Below are 17610 nucleotides of genomic sequence, written 5' to 3'. Positions count from 1 at the left end.
TCAGTTCTCCTCGGTGGTGTCGATGGTGGGGAGTTCCGGGAGTCCGGCGCGGGTGAGTTCGATCGGGTCGAAGCCGGGCAGGGCCGCGCGGGCGGTGAGAGCCTGGGCGAGGGCGGTGGCGTAGGCGGCGCCCTCGCGGGCCACCTCGATCTGTGCTCCGGCGCGCAGCGCTTCCACGCGTTCGGTGTGGGCGTGCGTCTCGCGGCGCTCGATGGTGTTCCGCTCGTAGGCGACGGTGTCGCGGTGGTCGGTGCGCCAGTGGCGGGCGGCGAGCCCGTAGGCGACGGCGGTGGCGAGCGCCCACAGCAGGATCGGCAGCGACCATCCGTCGGCGTATCCGGCGACCCCGGCGAGCGCGAGCCCGCCGGAGGCGGCGAACGCAGTCCCGGCGATGACGCTGTCACCTCGGCGACCGGCGGAGGCGAACGCGCCAGCCGCCGCGGCGCCGGTGGCGAGCACGACCATCAGCGCGGCGTTGCCGACGGAGTGTTCGGCCCCGTTCGCGTTCCAGATCCGCCCGAGGATGAGCACGGTCGATGTGGCGAAGGCCGGTGCGGCCTTGGGGGTGACGTGGGCGAGCGTGCTGCGGGCGACGATCGGTTCATTCATCGCAGGCTCCCTACAGGTTGCCCACGGCGTCGATGACGGCCGTGGCGAGCTGGTTGATGGGGCCGGAGGCTCCGGTGGAGGCGAGGAAGAACCCGAAGCCGGTGGCGACGAACGCCGAGCCGTAGCCCAGGGACTTGGAGCGGAGCAAAAAAAACAGGACCAGGGCGAACAGGGCGACGAGGGAGACGGTGACTGCCATGGGTGGTTATCCCTTCTGGGCGGGGTGCTTGGGGGCGGGAGTGGTGCCTTGGCGGTAGGTGCGGGCCCACAGGTTGTAGAGGTGTCGGCCGCGCCGGATGCGGATGCCGTGGCCGTTGCAGCGGCGGCAGTGCTTGCCGCGCTTGGGCCGTCCCTTGCGGTCGTGCTTGAGGGCGAAGCCGAGTCCGTCGCACTTGTGGCAGCGGCCGAACGGCTGGGCCGCACACACGCAGGCGTAACAGAGCGTGATTATGATCAGGAAGGTGATAGCGAGCAGGGGAAAAGTCATGAAGGCCTCCGGGGTAGGTTTTCGGGGTTTCCGCAGGTGGGTCGCTATCTGCTAGCGACCTGATCAGGTGTGGTTTGGGTCGCTAGCGGGGTCGCTTGCGCAAGCGACGGTTGATGCTTGCGCAAGCGACCTTCGGGGCCTAGCTCGCGTCCCGCTTCTTGTTGCGCTCCGTAATCGCCTTGGAGAGGTCGGCCCGGAGGATGCCGCGCTTGTTGACGGTCTTGCCGTCGATGCGGCGGCTGATCTGCTCGGTGCCGATGCCGTACGGCTTGAGCGCTGCCGTGAGCTGTTCGGCCTTAGGCTTGGGGTCCATCTCGGCCCACGGTCCGTAGACGTCGGGCCGCAGTTCGGCCAGGCGGTCCACGATGGTCTCGGACCAGAGCTTGGCCTCGCCCTTGCCGAGCACGGCGGCGATGTCGTCCAGGATCGTCGCCAGGGCGGCGTCGGCCGGCGCTTCCCCGGTGGCGTCGCCGGTGAGGGTGCCCTCGGCCTCGCGCAGGGCCTGCGCACGGGTGAGGATCGTCTCCACGTCGCGGCCGTCGGCGAAGTAGGTGCGCACGATTCCGGCGTCGTCGGTCATGCCCTTGAGCAGTCCAACGCCCTTGTGGGACTTGAGCAGCCGGGAGGCGTCCAGCCCTTCGCCGTACGATCCGGCACCGAGGATGGTCTCCGAGACCTGGTAGGCACCGACCCGCAGCGCGAACCGGGCCTGGTGCTGGTCGCGCAGCACGGACGGGCAGGCGGTGTCGTCCGGCTTCTGCGTCGCGGTCATCACCGAGACACCGACGGCCGGGGCGACGCGGGCGAGGAAGACCAGCAGTTCAAGGATGGTTTTCCCGTGGACGGGGTGCACCAGGTACTCCTGTACCTCGTCCACGACGAACAGCACGAGTGGCATGTCGTACTTCTTGTCCCGCGAGATCGCCGGGGTGAGCTTGCCCTCCGGGCAGACGTGCAGCGGCAGTTCGGAGAGCCGGTGGTAGCGGTCCTCCACATCGGCCTTGAGCTCCTGCAGCGAGTTGACCAGGTGCATCACCGGATCGATCCCGGCCTGCGGGACGGTGCCGAAGCCGACCCGGTGGGCGACCTTGGAGAACTGGCGCCAGTCCGGCGAGGCCTTTCCGTCGAACACGTACAGCCTCACGTACGGGTCCAGCGCGGCGGCGAGCGCGATCGCGCGGGCGGAGAACGTCTTGCCCTGCCGGGGTACTGCGCCGACCAGCAGCGAGACCCACAGCATGCTGATCTCCACCTCGTTGCCGCGCTCGTCACGGCCCCACGGGAACGGCTTCCAGAAGTCGACGCGGTCCATGCCCAGCAGCGGGGTGCGGCCGGTCGGGACGGCGAGCGGGTCGCGGTTGGCCACCCACATCGACACCCGGCGTGAGCTGGTCGCGTCGCGGTCCAGGAACACCTGGGTCTCTGCCACGTCGATGCCGGAGGCGAGCGCGTCGCGCTTCTTGACCGCGTCGGAGAACGTCTTGCCGTACGGCAGGTCCACCACCACCCGCCAGCCGTCGCCGTCCTGCCGGATCGGCTGCGGGAACGCGACACCCTGATCGGGCTTCGTGAGCCCGGCCGCGAGAAATGCGCGGGTGACGATGTCGGAGGTGAGCTTGCGGTGGCGGAACTTCACCTTGGCCGCATCGATCAGCGGCCGGTCGGCCGGCGTCCCCGCCCACCCGAGCACCCCGGTGAGCGTGAGGGTGACCAGCGTGAGCAGCCAGGCCGGGGCCAGCACCCACAGGGCGAGTGCCGCACCGAGCCCGAACACGGTGGACAGCACGGCGATGATGCCGCGCAGCTTCACCCGCGCATCGCGCTGACGCGACAGCTTCAGGTACTCCCCCGCATCCTCGGCTCGCACGGCCGCCAGGCGCACCGGCAGCCCTTCAGCGTCCGAGACCCAGCGGCTTGCGGCGCCGATCCAGCGGAAGCCGCCGCGCGGCGCGTAGGCGATGAGCTTTGCCGAGTACACCGGGGTCCTGACCAGGTGATACAGGCTGGTCTGGCCGTAGTGACCGGCCGCCCAGCGGGCGACCGCGGCGCGCTGCTTGGCGCTGGTCAGCCAGTCCGGCAGCACCGGGCGGCGGGCCTTGTCCTTGGCCTCGATCACTTCCGCGATTGAGGGCGGGAACTCGTGCTTGGGCGGGTCGACCGGGTCGCCCTCCGACACGGTCCCGTCGTCGTCGGGCTGGTCGTCGGGAAGTTCGGCCTCCCACTCGCCGGGCTTCACCTCGCCCGGCGCGGGCGGCTCGCTCTCGCTCTTTTTCCGGAACGGCAGCACGGCCGCCGTTTCCTCGTTCGTCTCGGTGCGGTCCGGCTCTTCCGGCTGGTCGATGGTGTGGATCTCGGACACGGTGGGGCTCTCCCTCATGTCGAGTGGGAAGGGTCAGGCGGTGTGCTGGTCTTGCGGGTAGGCGCAGGTCACGCACATGCCGAGTGAGGTCGGGATGCAGTAACCGGCGTCCGTCCGGCACTTGGGGCAGGTGCGGCGGGCGCGCATCGCCTTGGCGAGCGCGGCAGCGCGGCCCGGCGTCATCGGCCGGACGGGCTTGGCCTGGTCGATCCGGTACAGGTAGGCGACCAGCACCCCGGCCCGACGTCGGCGGGCGCGGCGCATCACCTGCGCCGCGACCGGCTGGCCACCGGGCCGTAAGCCGCGGGGCCGAAGCTGCCGACGGGTGGCGTAGCCATCGGGGGCGAACTTCCAGGGGAACGTCGGCACCCCGTACGTCGCGCCGGTCGGGTTGAAGCACTTGCCGAACGTGAGCGACATCAGGCAGCCACCTCGTCCGGCTCCTGGGCGCGCTCTGCCTTGAGGGTGTCGCGCAGGGTGCGGCCGTTTGCGGACGATGTGCGGACCGCCTTGCGGATCGCCTCCGCAGTCAGCTCGCCATCCGACCAGTCGGCCGTGACCGACCGAGCCTCATCGAGCAGTTGCTCCGGGGTGCGGGTCGGTCGGGGCGTGCGGGCCGACTCGGGCACCCGACCGGTCGCCCGGCGCGGGGTCGACTCGGCAGCGGCGACCGCGAGCGTCGGAGCCGACTCGACCGGCTCGTTAACCGGCGGGTCAGCCGACTCAGGAGCGGGGAGTTCGGCCGCCACGGTCGGTTCCTCAGGGGCCGACTCGTGCTGGTCAGACACCAACCGATTTGCGGTGGGCTGAGGAATTTCGTCCTGACCTGCGACCGGTGCCGGTCGGTGGTGCAGCACCTTCGCCACAAGGTCAGAGCCGAAGTAGATCGACCCGACCGGCAGCGACGTGGCCAGCAGCACGAGCACCCAGTTCGCGGGCGCCCAGTCGGCCAGTCGACTCCAGTCGACCGCCCGGCCGTGCAGCTCGGGAACGAGCCCGTGCACGTAGTTGAGGACCAGGGAAGCGAGCGTGTACCCGGCCAGCACCCGCAGCGCGAACCGACGGGCGTCGCCGGTCAGTACGAGCGTGGCGACCAGCGCCAGGGCCATCAGGCCATCGACCACGAACGGGTACAGGGTGGCCGCCGTAGCGTCCGCGCCGGTCGCCGTGGCGACGTCCCGCAGGGCGTTCCAGGACACCCGGAAGGCCATGCCGACAACGGCGACCAGGGCGACAACGAGCAGGCCCTTTGCTGTGCGGTTCACGACGCCACCCCCGAACCGCCCGCAGTGCCACGGCGGCCGGCACGACGGCCGTTGACCGTGCGGTGAACCGGTGTGGGACCGTCCGCGAGGAAGCGGCCCCCGCCGTTCTGTTTCGCCCCGTACATGGCTTCATCTGCCCGCCGCAGCAGCGCGGACAGGTCCGGGCCGTTCGAGTCACAGGGGACCGCGCCGATCGACGCACCGACGACGAACTGGCGGCCCTCGAAGCTGACCGGTGCCCTGAGCAAGCGGGCCAGCTCGTCCGCTTGCGAGATCAGGTCGGTACGGCTGAGTACGCGCGTGACGGCGGCGAACTCGTCGCCGCCGAAGCGGGCCACGATGCCGGCATTGGTCGGCGCCCAGTGCGTGAGCCGCTTCGCCGTGGCGCGGAGCACCGCGTCCCCGGCGGCGTGCCCGTGGGTGTCGTTGATCTGCTTGAAGCGATCCAGGTCGATCAGGTAGACCGCGCTCTGTCCTTTCCTGAGGACCCGCGCGGCGCGCTCGGTGAACACATCCCGGGTCACGAGACCGGTCAGCGGGTCACGACGCGCCGCTTCGACCCGACGGCGCAGGCGCAGGCTGTGGAGCGACCAACCGGCCGCCACCGGTAGCGCGGCAGAAACAGCCGTCAGCGTGTAACTCATGCCGCTTCCCCCGTTCCGGAGAAGCGGCCGGCCGCGCGAGCCGCGCGCAGGAACGGCACCGTACGGGTCAGCGCGTCGGCGTACAGCGCGTCCCACGCGGCAACCTCGTCACCGCCCTTGCCTTGGGCGACCAGGTCGGCGATGACGTCGCGAGCCACATCCAGGCGGGCCGCCCGCTCTTCGGGCGTCTCGTGTGTGAGCGGACCGCAGAACAGGTCGCGGTCGATACCGGCGGGCAGCTCGTCGAAGCCGAGCGCCAGCTCTTCGAACTCGGCCGCGTTCGCGGCCTCGTGGTTTCCGATGTACGTGCGCATGCGGTGCTCCTGAGTCGGAGGGACGGAGAGACCGGGCGCTCGGGTCTTTGGCGAGAGACGAGCGCCGGGGCATAGAGCCTTGTTCCAGCTCCCCTCTGCCCTGTCCGTACGGAGCAGGCTCCGGACGGGCAGGGGAGGCAACCGGCCGCGGCATCAGCCGCGCAGATGACCTGAGTCCGCGAGTCACCGGCTGTCCCGGTGCACGTCAGTGGCGGATCAGGGAGACGCATGAGGCCTTACCGCTCGTGCCGGTCCAGCACGAGCAGCGCCTATGTACTTAACTGCCGCATCAGGACTCCTCTGCTCGCTGGTTATCTGTGGTGTCGCACTGCAAGGGGGACCTGCGTCCCCACCCTCCGGCCGTTGCTCGCGGTCGCCGGGCCACCTCGCCAGTACGGGCCGAAACCCTGTTCCACCTGGCCTTTAGCGGGATTGCAGCGTCCCCGCCCTCTGCTGTTGAGCAGCCCAAAGAAGGCCCCTCACGAGTCGCTGAGAACCGCGATCGAGCCGAGGCCGATGCGGTACCTCTATTACAGGTACTGCATCGAGGCCCGTCAAGCTTGTCGACGGACTCTCCGGTTCTCGCGCCGGATCTTCTTGGCGCACCATCAGAATCGATGCAGGTGGCGGGCGTTGTTCACCTCGCGCGTGGACACCCGGGGGCGATCTCGCTACCGTCAGGAAGTCCCTAGACGTCCCATCGGGGGTTGAGATGTCCAACGAGCGCTTAAGATCGGCCCTCTTGGCGCAGGGCATGACCGTGCAGGACCTGGCGGACGCGATCGAGGTCAATCCGAAGACTGTCGAACGCTGGATCACCCAAGGAAAAGTCCCGTATCGGCGCCATCAGTACGCGACGGCGTCACTGCTCAAAGTCGATGTGACGACGCTGTGGGAAGACTCCCGCACAGTCGAAAGCGCCTCCGACCTGAGCAAGGCTGAGATCGTCACGGTCTACCCGCACCGGCACATGGTGCCCCCCGGCTTGTGGCGGGAGATCTACGGGCGCGCCCAGTCCCACGTCGACGTTCTCGTCTACTCCGGACTGTGGCTGTCGGAGGACCCGCTCTTCCACGAGCTGCTCAAGGCGAAGGTCGGGGCGAACGCCCAAGTGCGCATCCTGCTCGGGGACCCAGGTTGTTCTGCGGTCAAGCAGCGCGGCATAGACGAGGGTCACCAGATCATGGACGGCAAGATTCGCAATGCGCTGATGAACTATCGGCCCTTGTTCGCCAGTCATCCAGACATCGGCTTCCGGCTCCATGACGCGACGCTCTACAACTCGCTGTTCCGGGCGGATGACGAAATGCTCGTGAACACGCACGTCTACGGTATCGGCGCATACATGGCGCCCGTCCTGCATCTCCGACGGCTGCCAGGCGGCGGCCTCTTCGACACCTACGCGAATAGCATCGAGCAGACCTGGGGAGGCGCGCGCCAGGTGACGGACCACGACTTCACGGGAGCTTGAGCATGGGACGCATTGACTACCTTCACGACCCCGACGCCCCGCCGGCCAACTCCGTCGTGCCGTCCGTCGTCGCGTTCGTCCAGAACGACGCAGGCGAGGTGCTGGTGATCCAGCGGTCCGACAACGGTCGCTGGGCACTCCCTGGCGGCGGACACGACGTCGGGGAATCCATCAGCGACACCGTGGTCCGCGAGGTGTGGGAAGAGACCGGCATCAAGGCTGAAGTCATTGGCATGTCCGGGATCTACACCGACCCCGGACACGTGATGCTCTACGACGACGGCGAGGCACGGCAGCAGTTCAGCATCTGCTTCCGGGCGCGGCCCGTCGGCGGCGACGTGCGTACGAGCAACGAGACAACACAGGTCCGCTGGGTCGCCCCGGCGGACCTCACGGAACTCGACATCCACCCCACGATGCGCCTGCGCATCGAGCACGCCATGGACCCGACGCGCACCGCCCCCTACATCGGCTGACGCTTCACCGCGGCAACCCGCTCCAGCACACGGGCAGTACTGGCCAGGATCTCCGGTTCGGCGCGCCGAATGAACGTGCCGATCAGGCTGTCAGCCCCGTACCGCCCGGCGATCTCGTTGACGCGGTCCACCGGGTTGGTGGGCATGCCGTCCGGCGTGGTGTTCATGTCGCAGTAGCAGAGCGCGTCAGTGAGATGCGGATGCCCGCGAGGGAACTCCCCCTCCAGCTCGTCCCGCAGGCCGCGCGCTTCCGCTTCCATCCATGCGCACGAGTGGTGCGCGACGAGCCGGATCACCCGCTCGTCTGCGCCGGCCACGTCCCGGAGGTACCGGGCACCATCGAGCGGGTGGAAACCCGTCTTGGCGAGGTCTGGCGCATACCCGATGTCATGGAGCACCGCCGCGGCCTCCAACAGGTCGGCGTCAGTACCGAGGATCGGCGCGATGGATCGCGCCCGCTCCGCAACACCGATGGAATGCTGCCACCTGCGTGGCAGCGGTTCGGCGAGCAGCGACTCCGCGAGCGGAAACGCCCACCCGGCCAGTTCTCTTGTACTCACCCTTCGGCACGCTCCTCTTGCCCAGGCAGAGCCAATACAGTGCGCTGCTTCCCCTGTCGCCCTTCGGACAGCAGCCCCGCAGCCTCCAGCTTGTCCAGCGCCTTGGCCACAGTCGGGCGCGAGACGCTGAATCGGGTGGCCAGGGCGGACGTGCTAGGGAACGCCTGCCCCACTTCGAGGTTGTCCGAATCGATCACTTCGGCAAGGACCTCCGCAATCGGTCGGCGCTCCTGACGCATTCCCTCTCGGATCACGCGCCATCGGCCTCCCGGCACCGGTTCTGCCAGGCCTTCCTCCCGAAGCACTCCGAAGGCTCGGATGACCACGCCTCTGGATACCCCGTGCTTCTCCATGAGGTCCCCGAGTGTTGGCAGCTGCGTCATGTCGGGCCTGGCCTCGATCTCGGCCTTCACCGCTTCGGCAATCTTGGCGAAGGTGCCCCGCGGGCTAGCCTGCTGCGGCACTCGACCTCCCTCCCTATCCTTCCTGGACCAAGCGTCGCATGAGGCCGGAGCTTGCGGCTGCGGGGCTGGCACCGCGCAGTGTCGCATCAGCCCCGTATTGCCCGAGCGACGAGCCTACGCCGCTGGACACGTCCCGATGGCTATCCTCGGCCCGTATCTAGCGCTCAGCGTTCAGAATCAACTCCGCAACACCGAATGCACCAATTAGAAGCAAGTTGTCAAGGATGTCGAGAGCCTTGCGTCGGGCCGACACACTTCCCGATTGGGCATAGGCACGGACTACTAGCTCGCCAATGTACCTCGCATCTGCAGCCGCGCCAGTTCGAACGTCAGCAGCGTCAGGACCGTTGACTTCCACAAAACGTTCAGCACATGCAAGCGCCAGGTCGTCCACCCGATCCGGTGCATGCTGCAGAGTGATAAGCAGTTGCGTCAGCGCTTCATCAAAAGCGGGAGAGTCGATCAACTCCTGGATAGGACCGCGCAGAGGGCGCATTCGCGCACCACGGATCGCGGGGGCGAATTCGGCGATAGCCTTGCGTACATCCATTTCGGAATCCCGAACAAACTGGGAGAAGGCTCTCCGGATCACTGTGGAGTTGGGGGCTTCAGCCAGTTGGTGAGCGCATACCGACGCGGCCCCTCTCCTAGCGGCCACATCGTTGCCGGCGACGACCAATTCGAGAGCGTCTAGCGCACCCCATTGAGCAGCAGCAACAGCGGACAGCTGACCGCCCACTTCACGCACCTCATATTCACTGGACGCCAGCATTCGGTCAATCACCGGCCTAATGAGCGCAACGTCATCCTTACCGATGTAAACCATGAGTCGCACTACAGGCCGCGTAGCAAGCAATGCATCCTCAGCTTCAATCAGCTCCCAAAAGGCTGCTAGCGCCTCCGAACGAGCATGTCGCATAGACGCGTGGATGAGGTGCGCGGCACATGCACGTACGGTAACTGCTGGATCGACAGCCAAGCGAAGCATGCTTGGTAGGACGAGCGAAGTTCGGGAACCGTCTGCATCGTAGACGAGGATGTCACCCAGCGTTTCCGCGAGGCTTCCACGGGCAGTGTTAAAGCCAGAGGTCCAAATATCTCGAGCTTCAGTATTCTCCTGATTCGAAGTTCGAATCGCTCGGGTTCCATCTTCTGGATCGGTCGAACTCAAGGCGCGGTCAATCAAAATTTCGAGGAGGTCTTCGGGAACCTCCTGGAGATACATTCGAAGACCGGTGCCAAGCCAACGATCGTTGTCATGGTTGCCTAGAGAGGCGATGTGCCTGACAGCGGCGAATACGGGGCTCGCATCGGAGAGCGGCTCTGCTTCTGCAAGCCCCATAAGGACTGCATTGCCATAGGCAGAGTTGGTGGCCTCGCTGAATTCCAAGGCAAGCCGGGCGAATCGAGCAGGATCCCGTTTGGTCTGTTCCTTTAGAACACTCGCCTGCTCACTAGCGCCCCCCGTAAGCTTCTCCCAATCTCTTCGGTCGTCATGGTGCTTAGCTATAGCGCGCAGCCACTGGGCATCACTCATTCGCTCGGCAGCAGTGAGGGAAATAGGGGGGCCTAGGAATCCTCCGGTTATTCCCTGGGGTTCGGCAGGGTGGTCGGCACCGTGGCGCCGGCGAAGTTCAGCGAGCCGCCGTCGCCCCACCTCCGAGATGCGAACCTCGTCCAGTGCAGACAGAAGATTAAATTGATGCCACCCAGACGACCTGCCGTCTTCCCACGGGAATCGGACATGCAGGATCAGGCCTTCCAGCTGATTGAATACCTCGTCAGGCATGAAGGAACTGGTTGCGAGGAGAAGTTCCCGTGTCTGCCAAACAAGATTTGATGTTGGATACCCACTGATGAGCCTCTGGACACCTTCGAGCAACAACTCTCCAGCCCATCGGGCATGCGTGTCACCTGCAGCCTTGAGACCCTCATATAGGAGCCACTGAGCAGTGTCGTGAGAGTCAGTAGCAAGCATTCGCAGTGTTGGCACTGCCGCCACCGGGTCGTGGAGCACGACTGCCCGGATCGCGGATACAGCGCCGGCCAATATCGAGTCCTCCAACTCGTGATTCCCCGTCCCTGGGAAGCGGTAGGAGAATTGTCGATCCAAAACGGGCTGGTTGGCTGCGCCCCTGATGGCAGTAGCCGACATGACACGCAGCATGTACGGGAGCAAGAGTTCACAGAACTGCTGAGGCGCCCTCGCAGCACCAACTTCCATCAGTTGGTTTGCACTATAGTCCCGATCAAGGAGGGCAACGACCTTTCCGTTACCGTCCACAACCATGCATCCCGGGCGTTCAGCGAGATGCGCGTTCAGCAGCTCTATCGCCCATGAAGGCTGTTGATCGGCAAGCCCATGCGCGGATATCCAAAGCGCGGAAGCAGCTTCCGCATATACACCATTCCGCACTGCTTCAAGCAACAGGTTGAAAAGCGAGCGACTATTGTGAAGCTCGGCTACTTGCACTATTCCCAGCAGCCACGTCTGGTAGTGGTTCGAAGTCTTGTGGGCTCCTAGAATCTCGGCAAGTCGGTCCGGATTGATCCTTGCCGCCCCTGCCATGGTTTCAAGGGCGAGTGAGTGCTCCTCCTTATCGCTACCTGCCAACCAACCTTCGACCACTCCCTCTGCATCAATTCGTTCAAACCATGGGGCCGTCCGCAAGGAGCGTCGGAGTCGTTCGGCGAACGGAGGATGGGTAGCTAGAACTCTTTCCACCATCTCCCACTCATGTGGCGTGGGATCTAGCAGCGCCACCAGCAATGCGAGAACCACATCCTTGATGTGGAAACGCACCTCCGAATGTGTCAGCACTGATTCCACATCATTTACGAATCTTTCAGGGTCCTCCTCACGCAGGTGGTTTAGCACCTGCCGAACCTGTGCTCTACGAAAGAGCTCCTGCTCACCATCCAGTAGGAAATCGACCACTGACTCATGGCCGTCAATCCACCTGCGCGCAAAAGCATAGTCGAAGAAGCTTTCATGGAAGAACGCGATTTGTTGACCGTCCTGAACCAAGACACGCTCGGAGATCAGGATTCCGGCGTCAACGGCCAGGTTTTCAGCATCAAGTACGGTCACCGACACGGAGAGCCGCTGGCGCCTACTTACTGCCTCAGTCAGGGTCGAAATCACTTTTTCAAACCTGACAGTTTCCTTCCTTTGAACGCAGTCTGTCAATTTACGTCGCCAGAAGCTGTCAAAGAGTTGCTTCGTTGTTCTAAACGAGAGCGCTGAAGAGTCGTCGCAGATATTGCTGAGCAGTACCAGGTTCAAGGGGGAGCGAAGGAGTTTCCTCTGGTGAGCGTTTACTTCTCCGCTCAGCAGCCCCATCGTTGCAATAGCGGAATTGACTTGCTCGTCTGTTAGGTCCGGAACCTCAATGTGGGCGCAGCGCTCTTTGTCGACGAGCTCACGAATTCGATAGTCATTCTGAACATCAAACTTTCGACAAGCAAGCACGATGCGCATGTTCGGAAACGCTTCAGCTTCACGTACGAGGTTGGCAACAGCATCAAAGTTCCTTGGCATTCTCCCGGAGGCCAAGCTCACTGCGTCTACCTGATCAACTACCAGGACGCTCGCTCGCTCTCCAGCCAGCGACGCCAAGGCCGTGACAGGGGAAGCATCGAGACCGATCCGCTGCCCAAGCTCGGTCGTCGTAGAGAAGGGATCCAGTCGGTCCAGACGGAAGGCAAGAACGGGTGTTTGGGATGAATCAATGCTGCTGCAGAACTGGTGAAGAACAGCGCTCTTGCCCCCGCCCGCGGACCCCATCAGAAGGATCAACTTGTCGGGCCCTGAGGTCACCTCCTCAAGGCTGAGAAGCTCGCTTCGGGGGATAACTGGACACAAGAGTTCCCGCCCGACGCTCGAAACCCACCCGGCGGTGATAGAGGTGACCTTTTCAGTGAATGTTTCGGCTCTATGCCGCGAAGATCGCCTTAGCCCGTACTGATCCAAGCGTGACTCAATTGCAGCGCAATCCAGCTCGACGCCGAGATTGTGTTGAACCAAGTCTCCTAGGGTGAGCGCGGCCGAGAGCCCAGAGGAACCATCTAGCAGGAGTTCGGCTAGCGCGGCATTCATTTTGATGAGGTCTTGCTCGTCGGGCCACGAGATCCAAAACCCTTGAAGTACGTCCCAGGCTGTTTCTGCCGACCCAAAAATGGTCTCTGATGAGAGTTGATCGAAAGGGTCTCTCAGCTCTTCCGTCAGCCATTGCTCCAGGAATGACTTCAAGTCGCGAGACCGTCTGACTCGATCAGTAAGTTCTTGCAGCGGCTTAGCCGGCAGCGTAGACACAAAGTGGAACTGTCGCCCGGCCTTAATGTGCCAGTGAGCGTCCTCCCAGATTCCTTTTTCTTGCAGGCTAGCGACTGACCAATTATTCACATTGCGGTTCTGGCGCTTAAGCTGATGCACTTCCTCCACCGTGGAACGGCGATAAGTGAATTCAGCGCCTCGCTCCCGCTCTGGATCGGGATCTTCCACCGTTATGGATTGAGCACTCCCGAGCAGCACATAGAGCAGATGCCTGACAGTCCAAGCACCTTCATAGCGGTTGCCGAACTTGTCAGTTTCACCACCCGGACGAGGGCTCATTCTTCTCCCAGTCTCTGGTGCTGGCCGACCTGCACGATAAGACAGCAATGCTAGGGGCTTGCTGCGTCAACAGGTACCCAAAGGTACAAAGTTGGGCTCAGCCCGTCTGCAGGCATGGGACGACTGTGCGGGCCCCGTCACGATCGAGTGCACGTTCGACAGGTTGCCGACGGGTCGTGCAACTCGGAGAAAGCCAGGCCCGGGGTGCCCGCCTGAAGGCCTGCGCACGGTTTGCGATAGAGCTCCGAATCCGCAGCACGATGCTCGGTCGTTTAAGCAGGTCACAGCCAGTCTAGGCGTCGTTGGCGGCATGCCCTCCGGAGCCGTGTGCGCAGGTTCGAATCCTGCCGGGGGCACCCTGTATGAGGTGCCCAAAGACCCCGTCACCAGCGGAAACGCTGAGGCCGGGGTCTTCTTGCGTGTGCAGGCGTATGCCGCTCAGAGCGGGCGTATGTCGGGGTCCGTGGACTATTCGTGGACAGGATCTTGAGGCATCGGCGCAGGTCATGCCCGGAAACGGCGAAGGCCCCGGACAGGTCCAGGGGCCTCGATCCGTACCGCGCTGAGCGTGTCACTCGTACCAAGAGATCCTCAACGCGGAAGTCCCTCAGCCAGTGGCCTTGGCGATGATGCCGTCCATCTCCTCCCGGCCGAAGGCTCGCAGGGTCGTGCTACGGACGTTGCCCAGCGCGCCGACCTGTAGGAGCACTGCGGTGGCAGTCTCGTCATCGGGCGCCTCCACGACAGCCACGATGTCGTACGGGCCGACGGTCCAGAAGAGGTTCAGGACCTTCACCCCGAGCTTCTGCGCCGCTGCCGTGAAGGCTTCAGCGCGTTGCGGAGTGTCCTTGTAGCCGCGGACTCCCTGGTCGGTCCAGTTCAGCAGCGCAACAAACGTCGGCATGATCCTTTACCCCTGAAAGTAGACGCAACAAGTCGTGGTCAACTCTGGGCACCATGCGCGCAATGCGCATGAGAGGCGCATCCGAACGAGTGATAGAAGCCGGCCTGACTTCATGGCCCGGCCCGGACACAAACCCCGAAGCCACCGGCGCGGAAATCCTGAGGACAAGAACGCCGGTCTCAGCCAAGGCATGGCGATGCCCCCGGAACAAGTCCGAGGGCATAAGAGCTACCGACGTCTGCGATCACTCGTACTCGCGCAACAGATCCTCAATTCGGCGGTTGGCGACCTCTTGGCGGCCGTCGAGGCACTTTGCGTATCGACTGAGAAGGACCTCCACGCTGTTGCCGGCGCGCTCGGCCACCTCGGTGGCGTCCACTCCGGCGTTCAGCCATGTGGAGAGCGCGGAGTGCCGAAGGTCGTACGGGCGCCGCGCGAGTGGCGAGGCGACCGCGGCCGGCGGGAGCGCGAGAGTCCGGGCTTCCTGCCACGCCCGGTAGTAGGTCGACGAGGAGACCACTCCCCCGTTCTCGCTGAAGAACAGCCGGCCGTCGTGGGCGGTCCCGAAGGTGTCGATGTGCTCACGGAAGATTGCGACGAGCTGGGGAGGGATGGGCACCCGCCGGACGTCCTCGTTCGGGCGGTTCTTCAGTCCGCGGTCGTCGTGGCTCTCGCCGGAGTCGGTCCACTGCTTGCCCACGCTCGGACGTGTCCGATGCAGAAGCGCCGAGCCCCACCCGACAGTCGGCAGCGTCAGGTCCGGCTCAGCCAGGCCCACCACCTCAGCTGGGCGGAAGCCACCGAAGTACATCCCGGCGAACAGGCCTACGAGCCGTCGCCCACGGGCGCGTCGGTAGCCACCGACGTACGAGACGGCATGGAGCAGAGACCGTGCCTGCTCAGGGTTGGCCACGACCCGTGGGTCGACCTCGCTCGACACCTTGGGCTTCTGCCACCGGATCGACGTGAGGGGGTTCTCCGGGAACTCCCCCAGGTCCACCGCATAGTGCACTGCGTTGACAAGGGTTCGGCGCTTCCGGCGCACAGTCTCGGCAGCCGCCGCGGTGCCGTCCAACTTGAGCTTGAGCGAGTCGAGAACGGCCCGCCCGATCACCGGGTCGGCCAGGTCTGAAAGCGGTCGCGATGCTTTGGCAACCCAGTGCAGAACGTTGCCGATCTCTGTCGGTAGCTCGTGCTCGTGGGGGCCGGGAAGGACGAAGGCCCAGTTCCGCAGCGTCTTCCGCAGCAGCTCATCGGAGGGGCGCCCAGGCCGGTCATCGAGCAGAGCGACCGTCACAGACGTGAGAGATTCGTTGATTCCGTCGCGCGTGTTCGGCGCAGCATGCGGCCATTTCATGGCGAGGTATTGCAGTGCGAAGGCGTACCAGGTCAAGGCCGACTTCTTCTCAGCCATGGAGCCCGGGAGCCCGGATTCCGTACCGAATTCCTCGCCGTCTCGCGCCGCCCGCATCAGCTTGGAGCGGTAGTTGTCGGCGAGCCCTTTGGTCCTGAAGGACTCCGAGAAGACCCGGCCGGCCACTGACCAGCGCACGTCGTATGACGGCTTTTGGGTGTTCCTCTTTCGAACACCCCAGATCTTGACGTCGAGCGAGTTCACGCGGCAGCGCCCTCCAGATTGCGGAGCCACGCGCTGAAATCGCTCCGCCAGACGCGCAGTTCGCCGTTGGGCAGTTTGAATGCCGCGGGCCCCTGCCCCAGCTCACGCCAGCGGTAGAAGGTCCGGCGGGAAACGCCACCCAGCTCCGCGAGAATCTGCGGAACAGTCATCAGCTCGTCTTTCACATCAGGCTCCCTTCCAGGGCGAGTTGGTCGTGCAGGGCTTCGCGGGCGGTTTCGCGGTTGAGTTGGATGTCGCGGGCGATGGAGGCGGCGAGGGCGGATTCGCCGGGGGTGTGGCCGTGGCCGGCGTACTCCCAGGAGGCGAGGACCAGCACCGTGTCCGGGTCGCCGAGGGCGTCGTGGTCCTGGGCGGCGCGGTAGTCGGCGCGGATCTGGCGCAGGGCGCCGAGGGTGGTGGAGTAGCGGCGGGATTTGGTGGAGAAGTGGCCGCGGAAGCCGAGCATGTGCGCCCAGGCGTCCAGCTTCCGATCCGGGTAGAGCGGGGCCAGGTCGAGGCATGCCTCGATGAGACGGCGCGGATGGTCGGGTACGTCCAGGAGGTCGAGCACTTCCCGGTTGCCGATCCGGCGGTCGAGGCTGCCGGTCGACTCGGCCGCTTTGGTGGCGTACTTGGCGACGTAGGCGGCGACGGCCTGCTCGGTGATGTCAGACCCGTCGCCGAAGGCCTTCACGGGTCGGATGTCGAGCTGGCGGCCCCAGCGGAACGGCCGGCGCGGCTGGTCCCCGGCGGCGGGGACGGTGATCGAGGTGTAGGAGTGGGCGACGGCGGCCCGGATCGAGTCCTCGAGCAGCTGCACGCTCGCCCACGACGGGGGCGGCGAGTCGGGGCCGTCGGGTCCGTCGAGGCGGATCACGGCGTGGAAGTGGATCGCGCCCCGCTTCTGGAACTCCGCGACCTTGCCGTAAGAGAGGCGCAGCACGTCCTTGAGTTCGCGTTGGGTGAGTCCGGCGCGGGCGGCGATCTCACGGCGGAGCCGGGTGGTGAAGCGCTGCCACAGCTGCCCGGCGTGGTTGTTGAACAGGACCGTGCCCGCGTAGTCGTAGGTGGCCGGGTCGAGGGCGGTACCCAGGGCGGGGTCGTCCTCGAGGTGGCGGGTGCCGCAGCGACAGACGCCACGGTCCGGCCGGTTGTGCACCGGGCCGAACGAAGGAGCGGTGAGCGTCGCGAAGACGCGCGGGTGATCCCGGACAGTCGCCGGGATGTCCTTGGACTCGTCGCCCGCCAGGCCCGCGCGGATGAGGTGGTAGGTGTCCCCCGCGTACGTATAAGCGCAGGTGGGGCAGCGGGAGGCGCGGCGGTTGCCGCAGGCGACGCGGAGCCGTCCGTCCGGCTCGTGCTCAGTCGAGTAGCGGCGCAGGATCTGGCCGGTCGTGCGGTCTTTGGCGAGGGTCCAGCCGGTGAGGTGGATCGGGTCGGAGCAACCGCCGGTGCGGTGCACCTGGTCCTTCCAGCGGTCGAAGCCGGGAGACCCGGCCACCCGGAGGACATCCACGAGGGTGGCCGGGTCCAGGCCCGCCGCAGTGGCGGTGTTCGTCACGCGGCCACCTCGACGCGGGCAGGGATAGGCCGGCGGGCGGGGCGGGTGCCGGTGCCGTGGCAGGCCGGGCAGTGGACGGTGATGGTGCGCAGGTTGCCGCGCCGGTCGCGGCCGCCGAGGGTGATGCGCACGGCGGGGAAGCCGTCGCAGTTCGAGCAGACCCGCACGGGCCTGGTGGTGGGCTGGGCCATGATGGGTGTCCCTTCTTGTCCTTTGCGATGGGTTGGGGCACGGCTCCCGGGGCGGGCAAGACTTGGCGGTTG

The 17610-nt window shown here is 65.5% G+C and carries 18 protein-coding genes; 2 read left to right on the top strand and 16 right to left on the bottom strand.

What is annotated here, in order from left to right:
- From ACIPJI_RS10260 to ACIPJI_RS10225, 8 genes are all read right to left on the bottom strand, one after another.
- Positions 1–609: a hypothetical protein gene (locus ACIPJI_RS10260; protein WP_402245520.1), complete on the bottom strand. Its 609-nt coding sequence runs from the start codon at positions 607–609 to the stop codon at positions 1–3.
- 10 nt (positions 610–619) lie between these two features.
- Positions 620–808, bottom strand: a complete 189-nt coding sequence (locus ACIPJI_RS10255; RefSeq protein WP_307707147.1) for a hypothetical protein — start codon at positions 806–808, stop codon at positions 620–622.
- 6 nt (positions 809–814) lie between these two features.
- A complete protein-coding gene (locus ACIPJI_RS10250; protein WP_402245518.1) occupies positions 815–1096 on the bottom strand; it encodes a hypothetical protein in 282 nt (93 codons plus the stop codon).
- A 139-nt stretch (positions 1097–1235) separates the two neighbouring features.
- On the bottom strand, positions 1236–3455 hold the full coding sequence (locus ACIPJI_RS10245; protein ID WP_402245516.1) for a cell division protein FtsK: 2220 nt from the start codon (positions 3453–3455) through the stop codon (positions 1236–1238).
- Between the two features lie 33 nt (positions 3456–3488).
- The gene (locus ACIPJI_RS10240; protein ID WP_402245515.1) at positions 3489–3875 is read right to left on the bottom strand and encodes an RRQRL motif-containing zinc-binding protein; all 387 of its coding nucleotides are present in this window, start codon (positions 3873–3875) and stop codon (positions 3489–3491) included.
- Positions 3875–4720, bottom strand: coding sequence for a DUF2637 domain-containing protein (locus ACIPJI_RS10235; RefSeq protein ID WP_402245513.1), 846 nt, complete (start codon positions 4718–4720; stop codon positions 3875–3877). The genes ACIPJI_RS10240 and ACIPJI_RS10235 overlap by 1 nt, the downstream gene beginning before the upstream one ends.
- Positions 4717–5364, bottom strand: a complete 648-nt coding sequence (locus tag ACIPJI_RS10230) for a GGDEF domain-containing protein (protein WP_402245511.1) — start codon at positions 5362–5364, stop codon at positions 4717–4719. Before ACIPJI_RS10230 ends, ACIPJI_RS10235 begins: the two co-directional genes overlap by 4 nt.
- Positions 5361–5678 carry a hypothetical protein gene (locus tag ACIPJI_RS10225; RefSeq protein ID WP_402245509.1) on the bottom strand — a complete coding sequence of 106 codons (318 nt, stop codon included), beginning with the start codon at positions 5676–5678 and terminating at the stop codon, positions 5361–5363. The genes ACIPJI_RS10230 and ACIPJI_RS10225 overlap by 4 nt, the downstream gene beginning before the upstream one ends.
- Positions 5679–6390: 712 nt before the next feature.
- Here ACIPJI_RS10225 and ACIPJI_RS10220 point away from each other — a divergent pair.
- Positions 6391–7149, top strand: a complete 759-nt coding sequence (locus ACIPJI_RS10220; RefSeq protein ID WP_402245507.1) for a helix-turn-helix domain-containing protein — start codon at positions 6391–6393, stop codon at positions 7147–7149.
- A 2-nt stretch (positions 7150–7151) separates the two neighbouring features.
- Positions 7152–7625, top strand: a complete 474-nt coding sequence (locus tag ACIPJI_RS10215; RefSeq protein WP_402245505.1) for an NUDIX domain-containing protein — start codon at positions 7152–7154, stop codon at positions 7623–7625.
- Here the strand turns inward: ACIPJI_RS10215 and ACIPJI_RS10210 are convergent.
- The 8 genes from ACIPJI_RS10210 to ACIPJI_RS10175 form a co-directional block, all read right to left on the bottom strand.
- Positions 7613–8185, bottom strand: coding sequence for an HD domain-containing protein (locus ACIPJI_RS10210; RefSeq protein ID WP_402245503.1), 573 nt, complete (start codon positions 8183–8185; stop codon positions 7613–7615). The two genes, ACIPJI_RS10215 and ACIPJI_RS10210, sit on opposite strands and share 13 nt — an antisense overlap.
- Positions 8182–8649: a GntR family transcriptional regulator gene (locus tag ACIPJI_RS10205; protein ID WP_402245500.1), complete on the bottom strand. Its 468-nt coding sequence runs from the start codon at positions 8647–8649 to the stop codon at positions 8182–8184. The genes ACIPJI_RS10210 and ACIPJI_RS10205 overlap by 4 nt, the downstream gene beginning before the upstream one ends.
- Positions 8650–8806: 157 nt before the next feature.
- A complete protein-coding gene (locus ACIPJI_RS10200; RefSeq protein WP_402245498.1) occupies positions 8807–13264 on the bottom strand; it encodes a hypothetical protein in 4458 nt (1485 codons plus the stop codon).
- Positions 13265–13871: 607 nt separating this feature from the next.
- Positions 13872–14168, bottom strand: coding sequence for a GYD domain-containing protein (locus ACIPJI_RS10195; RefSeq protein ID WP_402245496.1), 297 nt, complete (start codon positions 14166–14168; stop codon positions 13872–13874).
- A gap of 244 nt (positions 14169–14412) precedes the next feature.
- Positions 14413–15786, bottom strand: coding sequence for a tyrosine-type recombinase/integrase (locus ACIPJI_RS10190; RefSeq protein ID WP_402245494.1), 1374 nt, complete (start codon positions 15784–15786; stop codon positions 14413–14415).
- Positions 15783–15956: an AlpA family transcriptional regulator gene (locus ACIPJI_RS10185; RefSeq protein WP_307710490.1), complete on the bottom strand. Its 174-nt coding sequence runs from the start codon at positions 15954–15956 to the stop codon at positions 15783–15785. The genes ACIPJI_RS10190 and ACIPJI_RS10185 overlap by 4 nt, the downstream gene beginning before the upstream one ends.
- An 11-nt stretch (positions 15957–15967) precedes the next feature.
- Complete coding sequence (repSA, locus tag ACIPJI_RS10180) at positions 15968–17347, bottom strand: replication initiator protein RepSA (protein ID WP_402245492.1); 1380 nt, start codon at positions 17345–17347, stop codon at positions 15968–15970.
- A complete protein-coding gene (locus ACIPJI_RS10175) occupies positions 17344–17538 on the bottom strand; it encodes a hypothetical protein (RefSeq protein WP_402245490.1) in 195 nt (64 codons plus the stop codon). The genes repSA and ACIPJI_RS10175 overlap by 4 nt, the downstream gene beginning before the upstream one ends.
- Between the last annotated feature and the right edge of the window lie 72 nt (positions 17539–17610).

The organism is Streptomyces sp. NPDC086835 (genome assembly GCF_044745705.1).
Lineage (GTDB): Bacteria > Actinomycetota > Actinomycetes > Streptomycetales > Streptomycetaceae > Streptomyces.
The sequence above is the reverse complement of the archived record's forward strand: the minus strand, read 5'-3'. Positions and strand labels throughout refer to the sequence as shown.